The organism is Kiloniella laminariae DSM 19542 (assembly GCF_000374005.1).
In the GTDB taxonomy this organism is placed as follows: domain Bacteria; phylum Pseudomonadota; class Alphaproteobacteria; order Kiloniellales; family Kiloniellaceae; genus Kiloniella; species Kiloniella laminariae.
In genome coordinates this window covers 16,381-29,491 of sequence record NZ_KB893141.1, presented here as the reverse complement: position 1 = coordinate 29,491, position 13,111 = coordinate 16,381, and the positions used below count along the sequence as shown (strand labels likewise).

The window sequence follows — 13,111 nt, the reverse complement described above, 5'->3', positions numbered from 1 at the left end:
AGCTTTCAATCAAAAAAGAAAGAGGTGAGCTACACCGGAACTGCTGCAAATCTCCAGCTCACACCAGCTTCACGCAACATTTCTTCCTGGGTTTTGATCATGCCCCAGCGTTCGGCAAAGTCGGGATCACTTTTGCTTTTTTCATCGACGATGATCTCCTTGATCCCGCTCTGGATAATCGCCCGGGAACAGTCCGGACAGGGGAAATGGGTCACATAGATGCTTGCGCCGCTGAGACGCACCCCGACACGGGCCGCATGGAAAATCGCATTGCGCTCGGCGTGCTCGGTCCAGTCATATTTCAGCGGACGCGCATGGCGTTCATCGGCATTGTCATCCACCAGGCGGGGAAAGCCGTTAAAACCATAAGGGCCTGGCGTATTGTCCTCAAGAATGATCACGGCACCGACCTGCGTCGAACGATCCTTGGACCAGCTGGCGATCTCGCGTGCCAGTTTAAGATAACGGGCATCCCATTTTTCCGACATTTTCTGCGTCCTCTTGTCTCTGAAAAAATAGCCCCTGCCGATCAAAATCTTTGATTGACCATTATCCCGGAAATGGAGCATAGCCCATCCCACACCCCAGTCCATCATAAAACCTTGTTCTTTTATCCAGGACAATCGCTCAACAGACAAAATTCATAAATACAAGCAGATCTTTGTCCTGTCATTTTCCCGTGCCGGGTGTTTTAGTGTTTAAATTCAACCGAAGAGGACATGTTGATGACAACCGGGATGACAACAGACCAGATTTTTCTTTTTGCCCTGTTTGCTTGCGTTTTTGTCATGTTGATCTGGGGCAAGATCCGCTATGATCTTGTGGCATTTTCCGCTCTGGTTGTTGCCGTCGTTGCCGGGTTTGTCACAACGAACGAAGCCTTCTCTGGTTTTGGTCACCCCGCTGTCGTCATCATCGCACTGGTATTGATCGTCTCGCGCGGGTTAATGAATTCTGGGGCTGTGGAACTGATCGCAGGTTTTGTCCTTTCGTCAAACCGTCCCCTGCCCCTGCATATCGGCATCATGTCTGTTGTCGGGGCCACCCTGTCAGCGATCATTAACAATGTCGCCGCTCTCGCCCTCTTGATGACGCTGGATATCCAGGCCGCTGAAAAGGCCAAACGGGCCGCCGCTCTCAGCCTTATGCCTCTTTCCTTTGCCACCATCCTTGGTGGTATGATTACCCTGATTGGTACACCGCCGAATATTGTGATTGCCCAGTACCGCGAGCGGGTTCTGGGCGAAAGCTATGGCATGTTCGATTTTGCGCCTGTTGGTCTTGCTGTCGCTGTCGGTGGCATCCTTTTCGTGGCCCTGATCGGCTGGCGTCTGATCCCGCAACGGGATCGGCCATCAACAATCCAGAGTGGTGAAGATACGGGACTTTACGTTGCCGAGGCAGAAATCCCCGAGGGCTCGGATACCATTGGCAAACGTATAACCGAACTTTACCCCCTTGCACGCGAACATGACCTGACAATTCTTGGTCTGGTCAGAGCCAACCGCCGATTACCCGGCTTTGCCAGATATGAAGAAATTCAGAAGGATGACCACCTCGTTCTTGAAGGTGACCCAAAATCCATTGAAGCCTTTCTTGGCGCGGCCAAACTTAACTATGCCGGCAAAGACAAACATGAAGTCGGCCTGACCAGTTCTTCCCTGACCCTGCTTGAAGCCATCGTCCCGGACGGTGCCCGGGTTTCAGGGCATTCAAGTAACGAGTTACGCCTGCTTTCTCGTCATGGCGTGACCCTGCTCGGAGTTTCCCGACAAGGAAAACGCTTCCGTGAACGGGTCCGAAAACTTAAAATCAGAACCGGAGATGTGGTTCTTTTACTTGGACCAGAAGAACAGCTGGCCGAAGTCACGGCCTGGATGGGTGTCCTGCCTCTGGCCGATAAACAACATACGGTCATCCAGCGCAAAAAAGCTTCTATGGCGATTGGACTGTTTATGGCGGCCATTGCCCTGTCTGTCGCAGGGCTGGTCTATCTGCCGATATCTCTGGCAGGTTGTGTCATTGCCTTTGTCGGGCTGGGGATTATTTCCGGACGTGAGGTCTATGAGTCTGTAGAATGGAAAGTCATCGTCCTGCTTGCCTCGCTGATCCCGCTCGGCATCGCGTTGGAGAATTCAGGTGGCACCAAACTCATTGCAGAACTGATTGTCGCCCAGACACAAGGCTGGCCTGCCTGGGCAATCCTGACGGTACTGGTGGTCGTCACCATGACGTTGTCCGATCTGCTGAACAATGTCGCCACAGCCCTGATTGCCGCCCCCATCGGGGTTGATGTGGCTCAGGCCATTGGTGCTGCACCCGACCCATTTCTGATGGGTGTCGCGGTTGCTGCCTCCTGTGCTTTCCTGACCCCGATCGGGCATAAGAACAATACCATCATTATGGGGCCGGGAGGCTATCGTTTTGGCGACTACTGGCGCATGGGTCTGCCTCTGGAACTGCTGGTCATCGCCATTGCCATTCCTGCTATTCTGTTTTTCTGGCCCCTATAGAGCAACAGAGGAGCAGCTGTGAACCCTGCTCTGGGACACTCAAGACTACTCAAACCAGTAAAACTGTAATGGCGGGAAGCGTTTGATCAGCCCTTCCCGACCAAGCTTCTCCATCAGTGCCATATTGCGTTCGGGGATCTGGTCGGGATTGCTGTAACTCGCCAGTGCCCGGCTCATCTGCCCTTCGCGAATGATGTGCAACATCGGAAAGGGGGATCTGTTGGTCCAGTTACTCAGATCAGATGGATCAGTTCCGTCGAAACAATAGGCCGGATGAAAGCTGGCCAACTGGAAAACACCACCCAACCCGCTCTGGTCAATAGCTTGTTCGGCAAAGTCCAAAAAATCGAGAAAGTCTTCAAAGTCTGTCAGGCTCCGGTTAAAAATTACAAGAGAAGTCGAGTGCTCGTTTTCCTGTTCTCCTGCAATTTTCGACAACTCTTCAAGAAACTCCTGATAACTGCCTTCTTCGGTTTCTGCCTCGACAAGTCCATATTTCAGACGGGCGCTCTGGACTTCCGGTGCAGCAAAGGGGCAGAGATTGAGATCAACCACCATCTTCTCAACCCAAAGCCTGGTCAGTTCCATGGCGTTTTCAGCAGCATATTCAGGATAGCCCGGGTTATCAGATGAATGCACCGTCATGCTTAAAGCCCTTGATTGGAACCCATTCAGTGCAAAGCAGATGTTGCGGAGAATAAATTCAAAAAAAATTGAAAATAATGAACCTCGAGAAATCGACAGACGACCGATAGTAAACTTGCCTGATGATGTTACTGTTGCACCACAAAAGGAAACAGGACGCAAATGCCAAAAACAGAAACACTTATTGCCCTTGTCCCTTTGACACTGCATCTCCTCACTTTTGGTTTCAGCGCCTTTAGCGGCTGGTCCCTGGTGATCATTCTCTGGCTTATACGGCTAGAGGCTTTTACAGTAATCCTCCTGTCAGCGTACACCCTGATCGAAGATCTTCCTGACGGTTATGCTCCGGAGGTATTTCCTCTGACTTTCCTTATCCTCGGGCTTGTTTCTTTTTTTGTCAGCTGGTGTCCGGTTCCCGGCACTGTGATCTGGATCCTCTTTATCCTGCACAGTTTGATCACTGCGGCTCTGGCACTCTTTGCTCTCACCTTCCAGATGCGGATGTTCTAATCCAATGACCAGAACCGAAAAGTTCATTGCCTATGCCCCACCAGTACTACACGTTCTTGCTCTTGGATTGAGTGTTTTTACCGAATGGTCCCTGTCAGGCATTCTCTGGCTGATCAAGCTGGAAGCCTTTGGCGCAATAGGACTATCCATTTATACCATATTTAAAGACTGGGTTCGCCAGTCGGATATCGAGGTTATTCCCTCAACCTTCCTCGCCCTGGGAACCCTGTCCCTTATCGCCAGCTTATGGCCGGTTCCTCCTGGCGGAATCTGGATCCTCTTTGCCCTGCACAGTGTGGTTTCGGCTTTTCTTTCATTCCTGCTTTTGTTTTTCCCCAAACGCCTGAATTAAATAAGAAAGGCTTGGATAAAAAAGGGCGGCTCCATTGGAACCGCCCTTAATTAAGCACTCAAATCACAAAGATCAGAACCTAGAACAGACCTTCGATCTGGCCCTGTTCGTTCAGATAGATGTTGTTCGCAGAAGGCACGCGCGGCAGACCAGGCATGGTCATGATCGCACCTGTTACGACCACGATGAAACCGGCACCGGCTGACAGACGAACTTCACGCACAGGAACCGCGTGACCTGTCGGCGCACCAAGCAGGGTCGGATCAGTGGAGAAGCTGTACTGGGTTTTCGCCATACAGATCGGGAAGTGACCAAAATCTTTCTGCAGTTCGGCAATCTGGTTGCGAACGGCAGTGTCAGCGATGATTTCGCTGGCGCCATAGATTTCTTTGGCAATGGTTTCGATCTTGTTCCACAGCGGCATTTCATCCGGATAGAGCGGTGCAAAATCGGCAACGCCGGAATCAGCCAGTTCAACAACGTGTTTTGCAAGTTCTTCTGTACCAGCTGAGCCATTGGCCCAGTGGCTGGCAACAATAGCTTTGGCTCCCAGTGCTTCACAGGCAGCAGCGATTGCAGCAATCTCGGCGTCTGTATCAGTAATGAACTGGTTGATTGCCACAACGGCAGGAACGCGGAACTTTTTAACGTTGGCAATATGACGGGCAAGGTTTGCACAGCCTTTGGTCACGGCATCAACATTTTCACCGCCAAGGTCGGCCTTGGCAACACCACCGTGCATTTTCAACGCGCGAACAGTGGCAACAATAACCACCGCTGAAGGTTTCAGACCAGCTTTACGACATTTGATGTCGAAGAACTTCTCGGCACCGAGATCCGCACCGAAACCTGCTTCAGTCACAACATAATCAGCCAGCTTCAGAGCTGTCTTGGTTGCGATCACAGAGTTACAACCGTGTGCGATGTTGGCGAAAGGACCACCGTGGATGAACGCAGGGTTGTTTTCCAGCGTCTGAACCAGGTTAGGAGAAATCGCGTCTTTCAGCAGAACTGCCATTGCGCCTGGACCTTTGAGGTCACGGGCATAAATCGGCTGCTTGTCACGTGTGTAGGCAACAATGATTTTGCCCAGACGTTCGGACAGGTCATTCAGGTCGGTTGACAGACAGAAGATCGCCATGATTTCGGAAGCAACAACAATGTCGAAACCGTCTTCACGTGGATAACCGTTACTGACACCACCAAGAGAGTTGGTGATGGCACGCAGGGCACGATCGTTCATGTCAACAACGCGCTTCCACTGTACACGACGGGAATCAATGCCCAGCTCGTTACCCCAGTAGATGTGGTTGTCAATCAGGGCAGACAGCAGGTTGTGTGCAACACCGATGGCATGGAAGTCGCCGGTAAAGTGCAGGTTGATGTCTTCCATTGGAACAACCTGGGCATAACCGCCACCAGCGGCTCCACCCTTAACACCAAAACAAGGACCGAGTGATGGCTCACGCAGGGCGATGATGGCTTTCTTGCCGATACGGTTCAGACCGTCACCCAGGCCAACAGTTGTCGTGGTCTTGCCTTCACCAGCAGGGGTCGGGTTGATCGCTGTAACAAGGATCAACTTACCGTCTTTGTTACCCTGGACCGAATTGATAAAATCGAAAGACAATTTCGCTTTTGTCGGGCCATATTGCAGCAGCTGATCAGCTGGAATTCCGATTTTTGCTGCAACTTCGGTAATCGGTTGCATTTTTGCCTCGCGGGCAATTTCGATGTCGCTCTTGGGCATTAGCCTACGGCCTCCTGACGGTAATAGATTTCACGACGAAATCTAGATGACGTTTGACAGTTGAGATATCCTACAAGCGTCATTTCGTCACCCAGAAACACCTGATCCCCCTTTAAAGCGCGTTCGGAATTAGCTATCGCGAAATAGGAATTCCAAATCATAATTACATTTTCATTTATTGATTCAAATACTTAACAAACAATCGACAATTATTCGAGTTGATGACAGATGGCTGCTTCAGTTTTTGATCAGCACTTTGAATTAATATCATATTCTGGACCTGACGCTCAGAAACAGAAAACAAAACGGTAATGTCTGTTTATTTTGCACAACAGCTATTCCGCTTTGTTTTGAAATAGAAATTGACAGCCAAGCAGGCAGGGCGCAGCTTTCCCCACCGCATAATAATTTGATGAAGAGCCATCATGTTAGAGATCCGGCCGATCATGGCCACTGTCGGCATCCTGCTTTGTGGACTTGCAAGCCTGATGATCCTGCCAGCAACGATTGATTTTGTGAACAACAATCCAGACTGGCAGGCATTCTTTGTCTCTGCAGCCATCACTCTCTTCATCGGGGGTGTCCTCACCCTCAGCAATCACGGCGAAGCTTTCTTTTCAATCAATCTTCGCCAGGCCTTTCTTCTGACGCTTTCCAGCTGGCTGGTGATCCCGCTGTTTGCCGCCCTTCCCCTGGTCTGGCTCCATATCAGTTACACCGATGCGTTCTTCGAGGCTATGTCAGCCATGACGACAACGGGGTCAACTGTTCTTACCGGACTGGATGGCCTTCCCCCCGGCATTCTATTCTGGCGATCCATTCTCCAGTGGATCGGCGGTATCGGCATTCTGGTCATGGCTGTATTTATCCTGCCCTTTATCCGCAGCGGGGGGATGCAGCTCTTTGCCCTCGAAAGCTCGGACAATGCAGGAAAGGTTGTCTCCAAGGCCCACCAGCTGGCGGTATGGATACTCTGCATCTATCTCGTCATGACTTTCGCCTGCGTGGTTTTATTCCGCTGGTCGGGCATGAACCTGTTTGATGCCATCAACCACGCCATGACAACGGTCTCTACCGGCGGATTTTCCACCCATGATGCCTCATTCGGATATTTTAAAAATTCATCCTCGCACTGGATCGCCAGCCTTTTTATGGTTCTGGGCGCCCTGCCCTTCAGCCTCTATATCAGGTCACTGACCAAAAACCATGCGACGCTCTATTATGACAGTCAGGTCAGGAGCTTTATTCTTTTGTTGCTGGGCGTTTCACTTGTTATGGCGCTCTGGCTTGGCCAGGAAAAGGATATGGCCTTCTTGACTGCCTTGCGGCTGGTGACCTTCAATGTAATTTCCGTGGTGACAACAACCGGTTTTGCCAGCGATAACTATCTGGCCTGGGGCGCCCCGGTTGCTGGTGTTTTTCTGGCTCTCACCTTTGTCGGTGGCTGTACTGGCTCAACCAGCGGAGCGATCAAGATCTATCGTTTTCAGGTTCTCTGGTTGATCGTGCGCTCCCATGTTTTCAGCATGATGTCTCCGCATCGGGTGCAAACGATTACCTATAACGACCGGGTCATCACCGAAGAAATCCAGCGCTCTGTTCTGGCGTTTCTGGCGGTTTTTTTTACCACTATTTTCCTCGCCACCATTGTTCTCGGGGTAATGGGACTTGATCCGCTGACCGCCTTTACCGCCAGTGTTACCGCGATCACCAACGTCGGACCAGGTCTTGGACCAATCATCGGCCCGGACGGGAATTTCTCCAGCTTGCCGGATATTGCCAAATGGACACTTTCCCTTGTCATGCTGGTTGGCAGGCTTGAGGTCTTCACCGTTCTGGTGGTGATCATGCCGTCTTTCTGGTGGTAAGAATCACCGCAGTGCTCTCACGCAAGCCAGCGGGCAAGAAAGTCTTTTGCCCAGCGATCAACCCCGGGATCATATTCCCGGAAACCCTGATCGATTTCAGCACGACTTTGCGCCCCCGGCGCCTCAAGAGCTGACGGAAAGGTGTCGAGCCAGACAGTGGCAATTTCCCGGGTAACTTCCGGATGAAACTGGAGACCTATCACCTTGTTCTCGAGAATACCCTCCCCCTGACAGACAAAAGCCTGACTTGGGAAAAGATCTGACCCGGCAAGATTGCAGGCTCCTTCGGGCAACTCAAAACCATCTTCGTGCCACTGAAACAGAAATTCCGGCAGATTGCCCAGACAGTCATGAAAAAAATCTGGCACATCCTGTTCCAGGCCTTTTTCCCGTTTCATCTGATAAAACCCTATTTCTTTTTTTCCCCGGGAGTGGCGATAAACTTTCCCGCCAAGTGCCTTGGCCAGCAATTGCCCGCCCAGACAGATCCCCAGATAGGGTTTTCCAGAGCGGACCCATTTCTTGATCCACTCTGTTTCCAGATCCAGATGGGGGAGAGGGTCATTGGCACACTCCATCCCGCCATAGACAATTGCCGCGCGGTAGTTGTTAAAATTATCAGGAAGCTGATCGCCCTTTACCGGGCAGCACCATTCTATATCATAACCCTGCGTAACAAGCGCTTCAGACACACGGTCTTCGCGTGGCTGCCCCGCATGATCCACCAGCAATATCCTGTCGCGCATCCTGACCTCCTCAATATACTTTCTGTATCTGAGGTGAAAATACAGGGAAACTCAAGTGGAAAGATCACTCCTAACTATGTCCGGTAACTATGTCCGGGGGCAGTCAGAAAACCACAGCACCAAACGAGAATTCTATCCGATTTATAGTGAGTTTTCTTGATCGAGTTCTGCCTGACGGGCCCGGGAAAAAGCAGTCATATGAAAAGCCGCGTGGGCTGGCAAAAGCATAAAATCCTGTCCTACAGGACAGGCCCGGCGGGCAAGACAGCCCTGTTCGATACAATTTTCGCCTGCGGCTTTCGAAAGGTGTCTGGCACAGCCAAGATAGTCATAAGGTTGGTCAACAACAAAAGCGGATACCGGACAGGCAGAAAGACAGGGTTGGTCAACACACCCCAGACAGGGGCTCTCCCCCCTGTTCAGTACCGGAAGGTCAGGCACCCTTTCCGGCAGGAGGATCGCAGCTCGCAAGGCATGCCAGGTTCCCCATTGCGGGCTGACAAATAACCCGATCGGGCTGGGATACAGCTCTTCTGCTCTGGCAGACCAGCGCTGGAAAGGAAAATACGGCGGGCCAACCGAAGGGAACAGAGCCTCTACGCCGATCTCGGCCGCCAGCTTTCCAATAACCCGTTCTGTCCAGCGATCCATGGGATTGGCCATGCCGTCCCGGTATTCTGCCGACTGCAGGAACTGCCGCCAGAAATCCCCGGAACCGACGTTACCGACCACAACAACACTCCCAACTGCTTCTCCTGAAGCCAGATCGGGAACAGCATCTTCTGGCCGCGGGTAAAATCCGCCCCGCGCCAGAAAACCCTGCCCGGCTAACTGTTGCTGCAATTCAGAATAGCTAGAAGTCATCACCTGTTTTCAGCCTTATCATGCAACGCGGATCTCAGCGATTATTAACGTCCATAACGGACCCAGGGTTTGGGGGGACTGGGGTCCTGCGGCCATTCAACCACATGATCTTCCAGATCCGCATCCTCGACTTCAGTTTCCGAGATAATACGATCCAGTGCCGAGACACCTGCAGTATGAACCGAATTAGGATCTCCTGTAACCAGCGGGTGCCACCAGGGAAGGTCCTCTCCCTCGTGCAACAACCGATAGGCACAGGTTGGCGGCATAAAGCTCAGAGTTTCAATATTATCCGCAGTCACCTTGATACAATCAGGGACATACTTGTGCCGGGTAGAATACTTGCTGCAGCGACAATTCCCCAGATCAAGAAGCTTGCATGAAACATCGGTGTCGACAATCTCCTGGGTGTCGGCATCTTCCAGCTTCACCAAACAGCATTTGCCACAGCCATCACAGAGACTTTCCCACTCCGATGCTGTCATTTCTTCCAGTTTCTTCACCTGCCAGAATGGCAGGTCACTGTTCTTTTTACTCATCTCGCAAACCAGACTCTATTATTGCATCAAGGTTACAGCCCTCTTGTCGGGGCCTGCTTTCTATTCAAAATGGCACTAGCGAAACATTGAAGGTATCACAAGCACATTCACCAGAGCATTCTAGCAATATTCTGGAAAAACAACTTGTCCTTCTGCGTCATCCCTCCTCGCAGAGTTTTGGCAAAGCTTTAAACACAAAGATCACCGGAAGCTCGCCTGATATCAGAATAAAGCTGAAAATTTCTATTTTTGCGCCGGGAAAAGGGACTGTAACAAGCTTTCGAATGCCCGGATATACCCAGTACTCTCCCCGCCCATGGCAATTTCCAGCGCCGCCCGATCAAATCCGGCAGAAAGAAGTGTCGTAAGTTCCCCCAGTGGCAGATCGGGGCGGTTGGCAGACCGGGCGGCCCACTCCAACCCCTTATACAGTGAGGCACTGCCGGTTTCCCGATCAATTTCTGCCATGCCATCAGGACCGAGAACCGCAGGACCTTCAAGCAATAGAATCCGTGCGCGTCCGGGTTTTGTCATGGCTGTAAAATAGGCCTGAGCTCCAGATACAAGAGCCCTGACAGGTTCAGATTCATGAACAGAGTTTTGATTGATTGCCTGTGCTACATCCCGGGATTCCTGCAAGGCGACAGCCCGAAAAAGTTCGGACTTGTCTGTAAAGTGATGATAGAGCGCCCCACGGGTCACCTCTGCCTCCTTCACAATTTCCGGGGTTCCCGTATCGCCATATCCCTTTTCCGAAAAGAGCTTTCGGGCTGCTGAAATCAATCTCGCACGGGTATCCTCTGACCGGTCGCGATTGCTTCGTCGTGGTGTTTTCTGATCTTGCATACATACAGCCTGTATGTTAATTAATAATCTACATACACACTGTATGTCTAAAATAAAAGGAGAGCAACAATGCGCTGCAGCCAATATTATCCCGTTATCATGACTGACGATGTCGAAGGAACTGCCGAATTTTATCGCCAGCATTTCAAGTTTCAGAACAGTTTTGCGTCAGACTGGTATGTTCATCTGCAATCCACGGAAGACGAGAAGGTTAACCTCGCCATTCTGCAGGGAGACCACGCAACAGTGCCCCTCGCGGCCAGAGGACGCGTGAGCGGCCTGTTACTGAATTTCGAGGTTGAAGATGTGGACAGTATCTATCAGCAAGCTGAAAAAGATGGTCTGCCTATTCTCCTTAAACTCAGGGACGAAGACTTTGGACAGCGCCACTTCATCACCCAGGACCCGAACGGGGTGCTTATTGATGTCATCAAGCCAATCCCCCCAAGTCCAGAGTTCCTTGCCCAGTATGCACCGGAAGCTCTGCCGGTTTAATAGGACACCCCTCTTGTTTACGACAGGGCGACAATAAGGATTAAAGCGTCGCCCTGTTTCCAGTTCAATTTTCTAGTGCAATTTTCTAGTGGAATTTTTCCAGTGTAACTAAAATAGTTCTGCATCACTTCCCTGCCATAAATTAACCGATCGGTTAATTTTAACTTGACTGATCGCCCTGCATCTGAACAATAAACCATTCGGTTAAGTGTGTAGATCATACAAAAATCAGATTATTGAGTCAGCTGGAAGAAGGACGGCAATAATGACGACAAGAAACGTGGTTACGAAAGAGCAATGGCTTGCCGAGCGACAGGAACTCCTGCAACAGGAGAAAAAATTCACCCGCGCCAGGGATGCCCTTACAAAAGCGAGGCAAAATCTCTCCTGGGTCAAGGTAGAGAAAGAGTATCGGTTTGACAGTGAAGACGGCTTCATCATGCTTGCCGATCTTTTTTCCATTCACAGCCAGTTGATCATTTACCATTTCATGTTTGGCCCTGACTGGGATCAGGGTTGTAGCAGTTGCTCTTACTGGGCTGATAACTTTAATGGAATAGAACCCCACCTTAATGCAAGAGACATTGCCTTTGCTGCCGTCTCGAGCGCCCCGGTTAAAAGGCTCCTTGCTTTTCGAAAACGTCTGGGCTGGAATTTTGACTGGGTGTCCTCTGGCGGCAGCAGCTTTAATGAGGATTTCGGCGTCAGTTTCGGTCCAGACCACAAGCCTGATGATCTGGTGACCTATAATTACACTGAAACCCGGTTCCCTGTTAACGAAGCCCCGGGTATCAGTGTCTTTGTCAAAGATGAAGACGGGGCAATCTATCACAGCTATTCGACCTACAGCCGGGGACTGGATCTGCTCAACGGAGCCTATAATTTCATGGATCTGACTCCGAAAGGACGAGATGAAGAGGGCAAGGGAAATCCCATGTTCTGGTTGCGGCTGAATGACAGCTACACCTGAGGTACTTTAAAAAACCACAGTTCCATCATGGTTGTCAGGACCATGTCCTTGTCGGATCAGCTCCTGTTCAAGACGGTGGAACAAGGGCCTGTCAGGTCAACTTGCCACAGACATCCCGGACACAGTCACGCAGCCAGCGATCAGCCGGGCTTGCCTCGAGCCGGGGATGCCAGAGCATCGAAACCATAACCTCGGGCAGCGAGAACGGCAGGGGAAAACTATGGAGCCCTGCTCTCAGATTACCAGTATGACGTTCAGGAACTGTCGCAATCAGATCAGATCCCCGAACCAAAGTCAGTGCCGTAGAGAACCCTGCAACAAGAGTCACAATGTTGCGTTCCAGCCCCAGTGACTTCAAAGCCTCCTCAACCGCCCCCTTTCCCGGATTTTTCCCCGAAATACAAACATGTCTTCCCGAGGCATAACCCGAAGCGGTAACATCACCCTGGCTCAACGGGTGCCCACAACGCACGACGCCGATCAGGCGATCCCGGTATAAGGCCCCGATACGAACCTCCGGGCTTGTCGTCTTCCCGACAACACCAATTTCCAGATCAACTGTCCCGTCGCGAAGCCCGGTACTTTCCCTGTCCAGTTTGTGAATAAAACTTAACCGGACCCGGGGAGCCTCAGCAAAAACACGCTCGATGAGATCAGGTCCAAAGTTTTCGACAAAGCCCTCGCTTATCCTGAGAGTAAAAGTTCGATCCAGCTGATCAAGATCAAGTTTCTCGACCGGGCGCAACACCGATTTCCCGTCCTGAACCAGCTGCCCCACCAGTTCACGAAGCTCAAGCGCTCTGGGTGTGGGAACCAGCCCCCGCCCTGCCCTGACCAAAAGAGGATCTCCTGTGGTTTCCCGCAATCGGGCCAAGGCTCTGCTCATTGCCGAAGGACTAAGGCCCAGACGCCGGGCGGACCGGGCAACACTGCCTTCTGCAAGCAGCACATCAAGGGTAACAAGCAGATTAAAATCTGGGATCGACACAGGCATACCTAGCTTACATCCGGGC

The 13,111-nt window shown here is 51.3% G+C and carries 14 protein-coding genes; 6 read left to right on the top strand and 8 right to left on the bottom strand.

Going from position 1 to position 13,111, the window contains the following annotated elements; genetic code table 11:
- Positions 1-29: 29 nt before the first annotated feature.
- Positions 30-488, bottom strand: coding sequence for a deoxycytidylate deaminase (locus B152_RS0109940; protein WP_026261443.1), 459 nt, complete (start codon positions 486-488; stop codon positions 30-32).
- Between the two features lie 237 nt (positions 489-725).
- Between B152_RS0109940 and B152_RS0109935 the strand changes: the two genes are divergently transcribed.
- The gene (locus B152_RS0109935) at positions 726-2,513 is read left to right on the top strand and encodes an SLC13 family permease (protein ID WP_211212182.1); all 1,788 of its coding nucleotides are present in this window, start codon (positions 726-728) and stop codon (positions 2,511-2,513) included.
- 45 nt (positions 2,514-2,558) lie between these two features.
- On the opposite strand, the gene B152_RS0109930 is transcribed toward B152_RS0109935, so the two are convergent.
- Positions 2,559-3,158, bottom strand: coding sequence for a DUF1415 domain-containing protein (locus B152_RS0109930; RefSeq protein WP_020592268.1), 600 nt, complete (start codon positions 3,156-3,158; stop codon positions 2,559-2,561).
- 162 nt (positions 3,159-3,320) lie between these two features.
- Between B152_RS0109930 and B152_RS0109925 the strand changes: the two genes are divergently transcribed.
- Both B152_RS0109925 and B152_RS0109920 read left to right on the top strand, forming a co-directional pair.
- Positions 3,321-3,668, top strand: coding sequence for a hypothetical protein (locus B152_RS0109925; RefSeq protein ID WP_020592267.1), 348 nt, complete (start codon positions 3,321-3,323; stop codon positions 3,666-3,668).
- 4 nt (positions 3,669-3,672) lie between these two features.
- A complete protein-coding gene (locus B152_RS0109920; RefSeq protein ID WP_020592266.1) occupies positions 3,673-4,020 on the top strand; it encodes a hypothetical protein in 348 nt (115 codons plus the stop codon).
- A 79-nt stretch (positions 4,021-4,099) separates the two neighbouring features.
- Here the strand turns inward: B152_RS0109920 and B152_RS0109915 are convergent, their stop codons facing one another.
- Positions 4,100-5,770 (bottom strand): formate--tetrahydrofolate ligase, encoded by a 1,671-nt coding sequence (locus B152_RS0109915; protein ID WP_020592265.1) that lies wholly within the window; start codon positions 5,768-5,770, stop codon positions 4,100-4,102.
- A gap of 425 nt (positions 5,771-6,195) precedes the next feature.
- Between B152_RS0109915 and B152_RS0109905 the strand changes: the two genes are divergently transcribed.
- Entirely contained in the window at positions 6,196-7,638 is a 1,443-nt protein-coding gene (locus B152_RS0109905; protein WP_020592263.1) for a TrkH family potassium uptake protein, read from the top strand.
- Positions 7,639-7,655: 17 nt separating this feature from the next.
- Here B152_RS0109905 and B152_RS25290 read toward each other — a convergent pair whose 3' ends face one another.
- From B152_RS25290 to B152_RS0109885, 4 genes are all read right to left on the bottom strand, one after another.
- Positions 7,656-8,384, bottom strand: a complete 729-nt coding sequence (locus tag B152_RS25290) for a glutamine amidotransferase-related protein (protein WP_020592262.1) — start codon at positions 8,382-8,384, stop codon at positions 7,656-7,658.
- A gap of 141 nt (positions 8,385-8,525) precedes the next feature.
- Complete coding sequence (locus B152_RS23205; RefSeq protein ID WP_020592261.1) at positions 8,526-9,248, bottom strand: hypothetical protein; 723 nt, start codon at positions 9,246-9,248, stop codon at positions 8,526-8,528.
- 44 nt (positions 9,249-9,292) lie between these two features.
- Positions 9,293-9,787, bottom strand: a complete 495-nt coding sequence (locus tag B152_RS23200; RefSeq protein ID WP_020592260.1) for a YcgN family cysteine cluster protein — start codon at positions 9,785-9,787, stop codon at positions 9,293-9,295.
- Positions 9,788-10,030: 243 nt separating this feature from the next.
- On the bottom strand, positions 10,031-10,633 hold the full coding sequence (locus B152_RS0109885; RefSeq protein ID WP_020592259.1) for a TetR/AcrR family transcriptional regulator: 603 nt from the start codon (positions 10,631-10,633) through the stop codon (positions 10,031-10,033).
- A 69-nt stretch (positions 10,634-10,702) separates the two neighbouring features.
- On the opposite strand from B152_RS0109885, the gene B152_RS0109880 reads away from it, so the two are divergent.
- Positions 10,703-11,128 (top strand): VOC family protein, encoded by a 426-nt coding sequence (locus tag B152_RS0109880; RefSeq protein WP_020592258.1) that lies wholly within the window; start codon positions 10,703-10,705, stop codon positions 11,126-11,128.
- Between the two features lie 265 nt (positions 11,129-11,393).
- Complete coding sequence (locus tag B152_RS0109875) at positions 11,394-12,098, top strand: DUF899 domain-containing protein (RefSeq protein WP_020592257.1); 705 nt, start codon at positions 11,394-11,396, stop codon at positions 12,096-12,098.
- 91 nt (positions 12,099-12,189) lie between these two features.
- On the opposite strand, the gene B152_RS0109870 is transcribed toward B152_RS0109875, so the two are convergent.
- Positions 12,190-13,092: a LysR substrate-binding domain-containing protein gene (locus B152_RS0109870; protein WP_020592256.1), complete on the bottom strand. Its 903-nt coding sequence runs from the start codon at positions 13,090-13,092 to the stop codon at positions 12,190-12,192.
- Positions 13,093-13,111: the final 19 nt, after the last annotated feature.

Bases quoted from the DNA above. Each gene is read 5' to 3' on its own strand.
- B152_RS0109940 (WP_026261443.1), bottom strand. From the start codon at position 488: ATGTCGGAAAAATGGGATGCCCGTTATCTTAAACTGGCACGCGAGATC.
- B152_RS0109935 (WP_211212182.1), top strand. From the start codon at position 726: ATGACAACCGGGATGACAACAGACCAGATTTTTCTTTTTGCCCTGTTT.
- B152_RS0109930 (WP_020592268.1), bottom strand. From the start codon at position 3,158: ATGACGGTGCATTCATCTGATAACCCGGGCTATCCTGAATATGCTGCT.
- B152_RS0109925 (WP_020592267.1), top strand. From the start codon at position 3,321: ATGCCAAAAACAGAAACACTTATTGCCCTTGTCCCTTTGACACTGCAT.
- B152_RS0109920 (WP_020592266.1), top strand. From the start codon at position 3,673: ATGACCAGAACCGAAAAGTTCATTGCCTATGCCCCACCAGTACTACAC.
- B152_RS0109915 (WP_020592265.1), bottom strand. From the start codon at position 5,770: ATGCCCAAGAGCGACATCGAAATTGCCCGCGAGGCAAAAATGCAACCG.
- B152_RS0109905 (WP_020592263.1), top strand. From the start codon at position 6,196: ATGTTAGAGATCCGGCCGATCATGGCCACTGTCGGCATCCTGCTTTGT.
- B152_RS25290 (WP_020592262.1), bottom strand. From the start codon at position 8,384: ATGCGCGACAGGATATTGCTGGTGGATCATGCGGGGCAGCCACGCGAA.
- B152_RS23205 (WP_020592261.1), bottom strand. From the start codon at position 9,248: ATGACTTCTAGCTATTCTGAATTGCAGCAACAGTTAGCCGGGCAGGGT.
- B152_RS23200 (WP_020592260.1), bottom strand. From the start codon at position 9,787: ATGAGTAAAAAGAACAGTGACCTGCCATTCTGGCAGGTGAAGAAACTG.
- B152_RS0109885 (WP_020592259.1), bottom strand. From the start codon at position 10,633: ATGCAAGATCAGAAAACACCACGACGAAGCAATCGCGACCGGTCAGAG.
- B152_RS0109880 (WP_020592258.1), top strand. From the start codon at position 10,703: ATGCGCTGCAGCCAATATTATCCCGTTATCATGACTGACGATGTCGAA.
- B152_RS0109875 (WP_020592257.1), top strand. From the start codon at position 11,394: ATGACGACAAGAAACGTGGTTACGAAAGAGCAATGGCTTGCCGAGCGA.
- B152_RS0109870 (WP_020592256.1), bottom strand. From the start codon at position 13,092: ATGCCTGTGTCGATCCCAGATTTTAATCTGCTTGTTACCCTTGATGTG.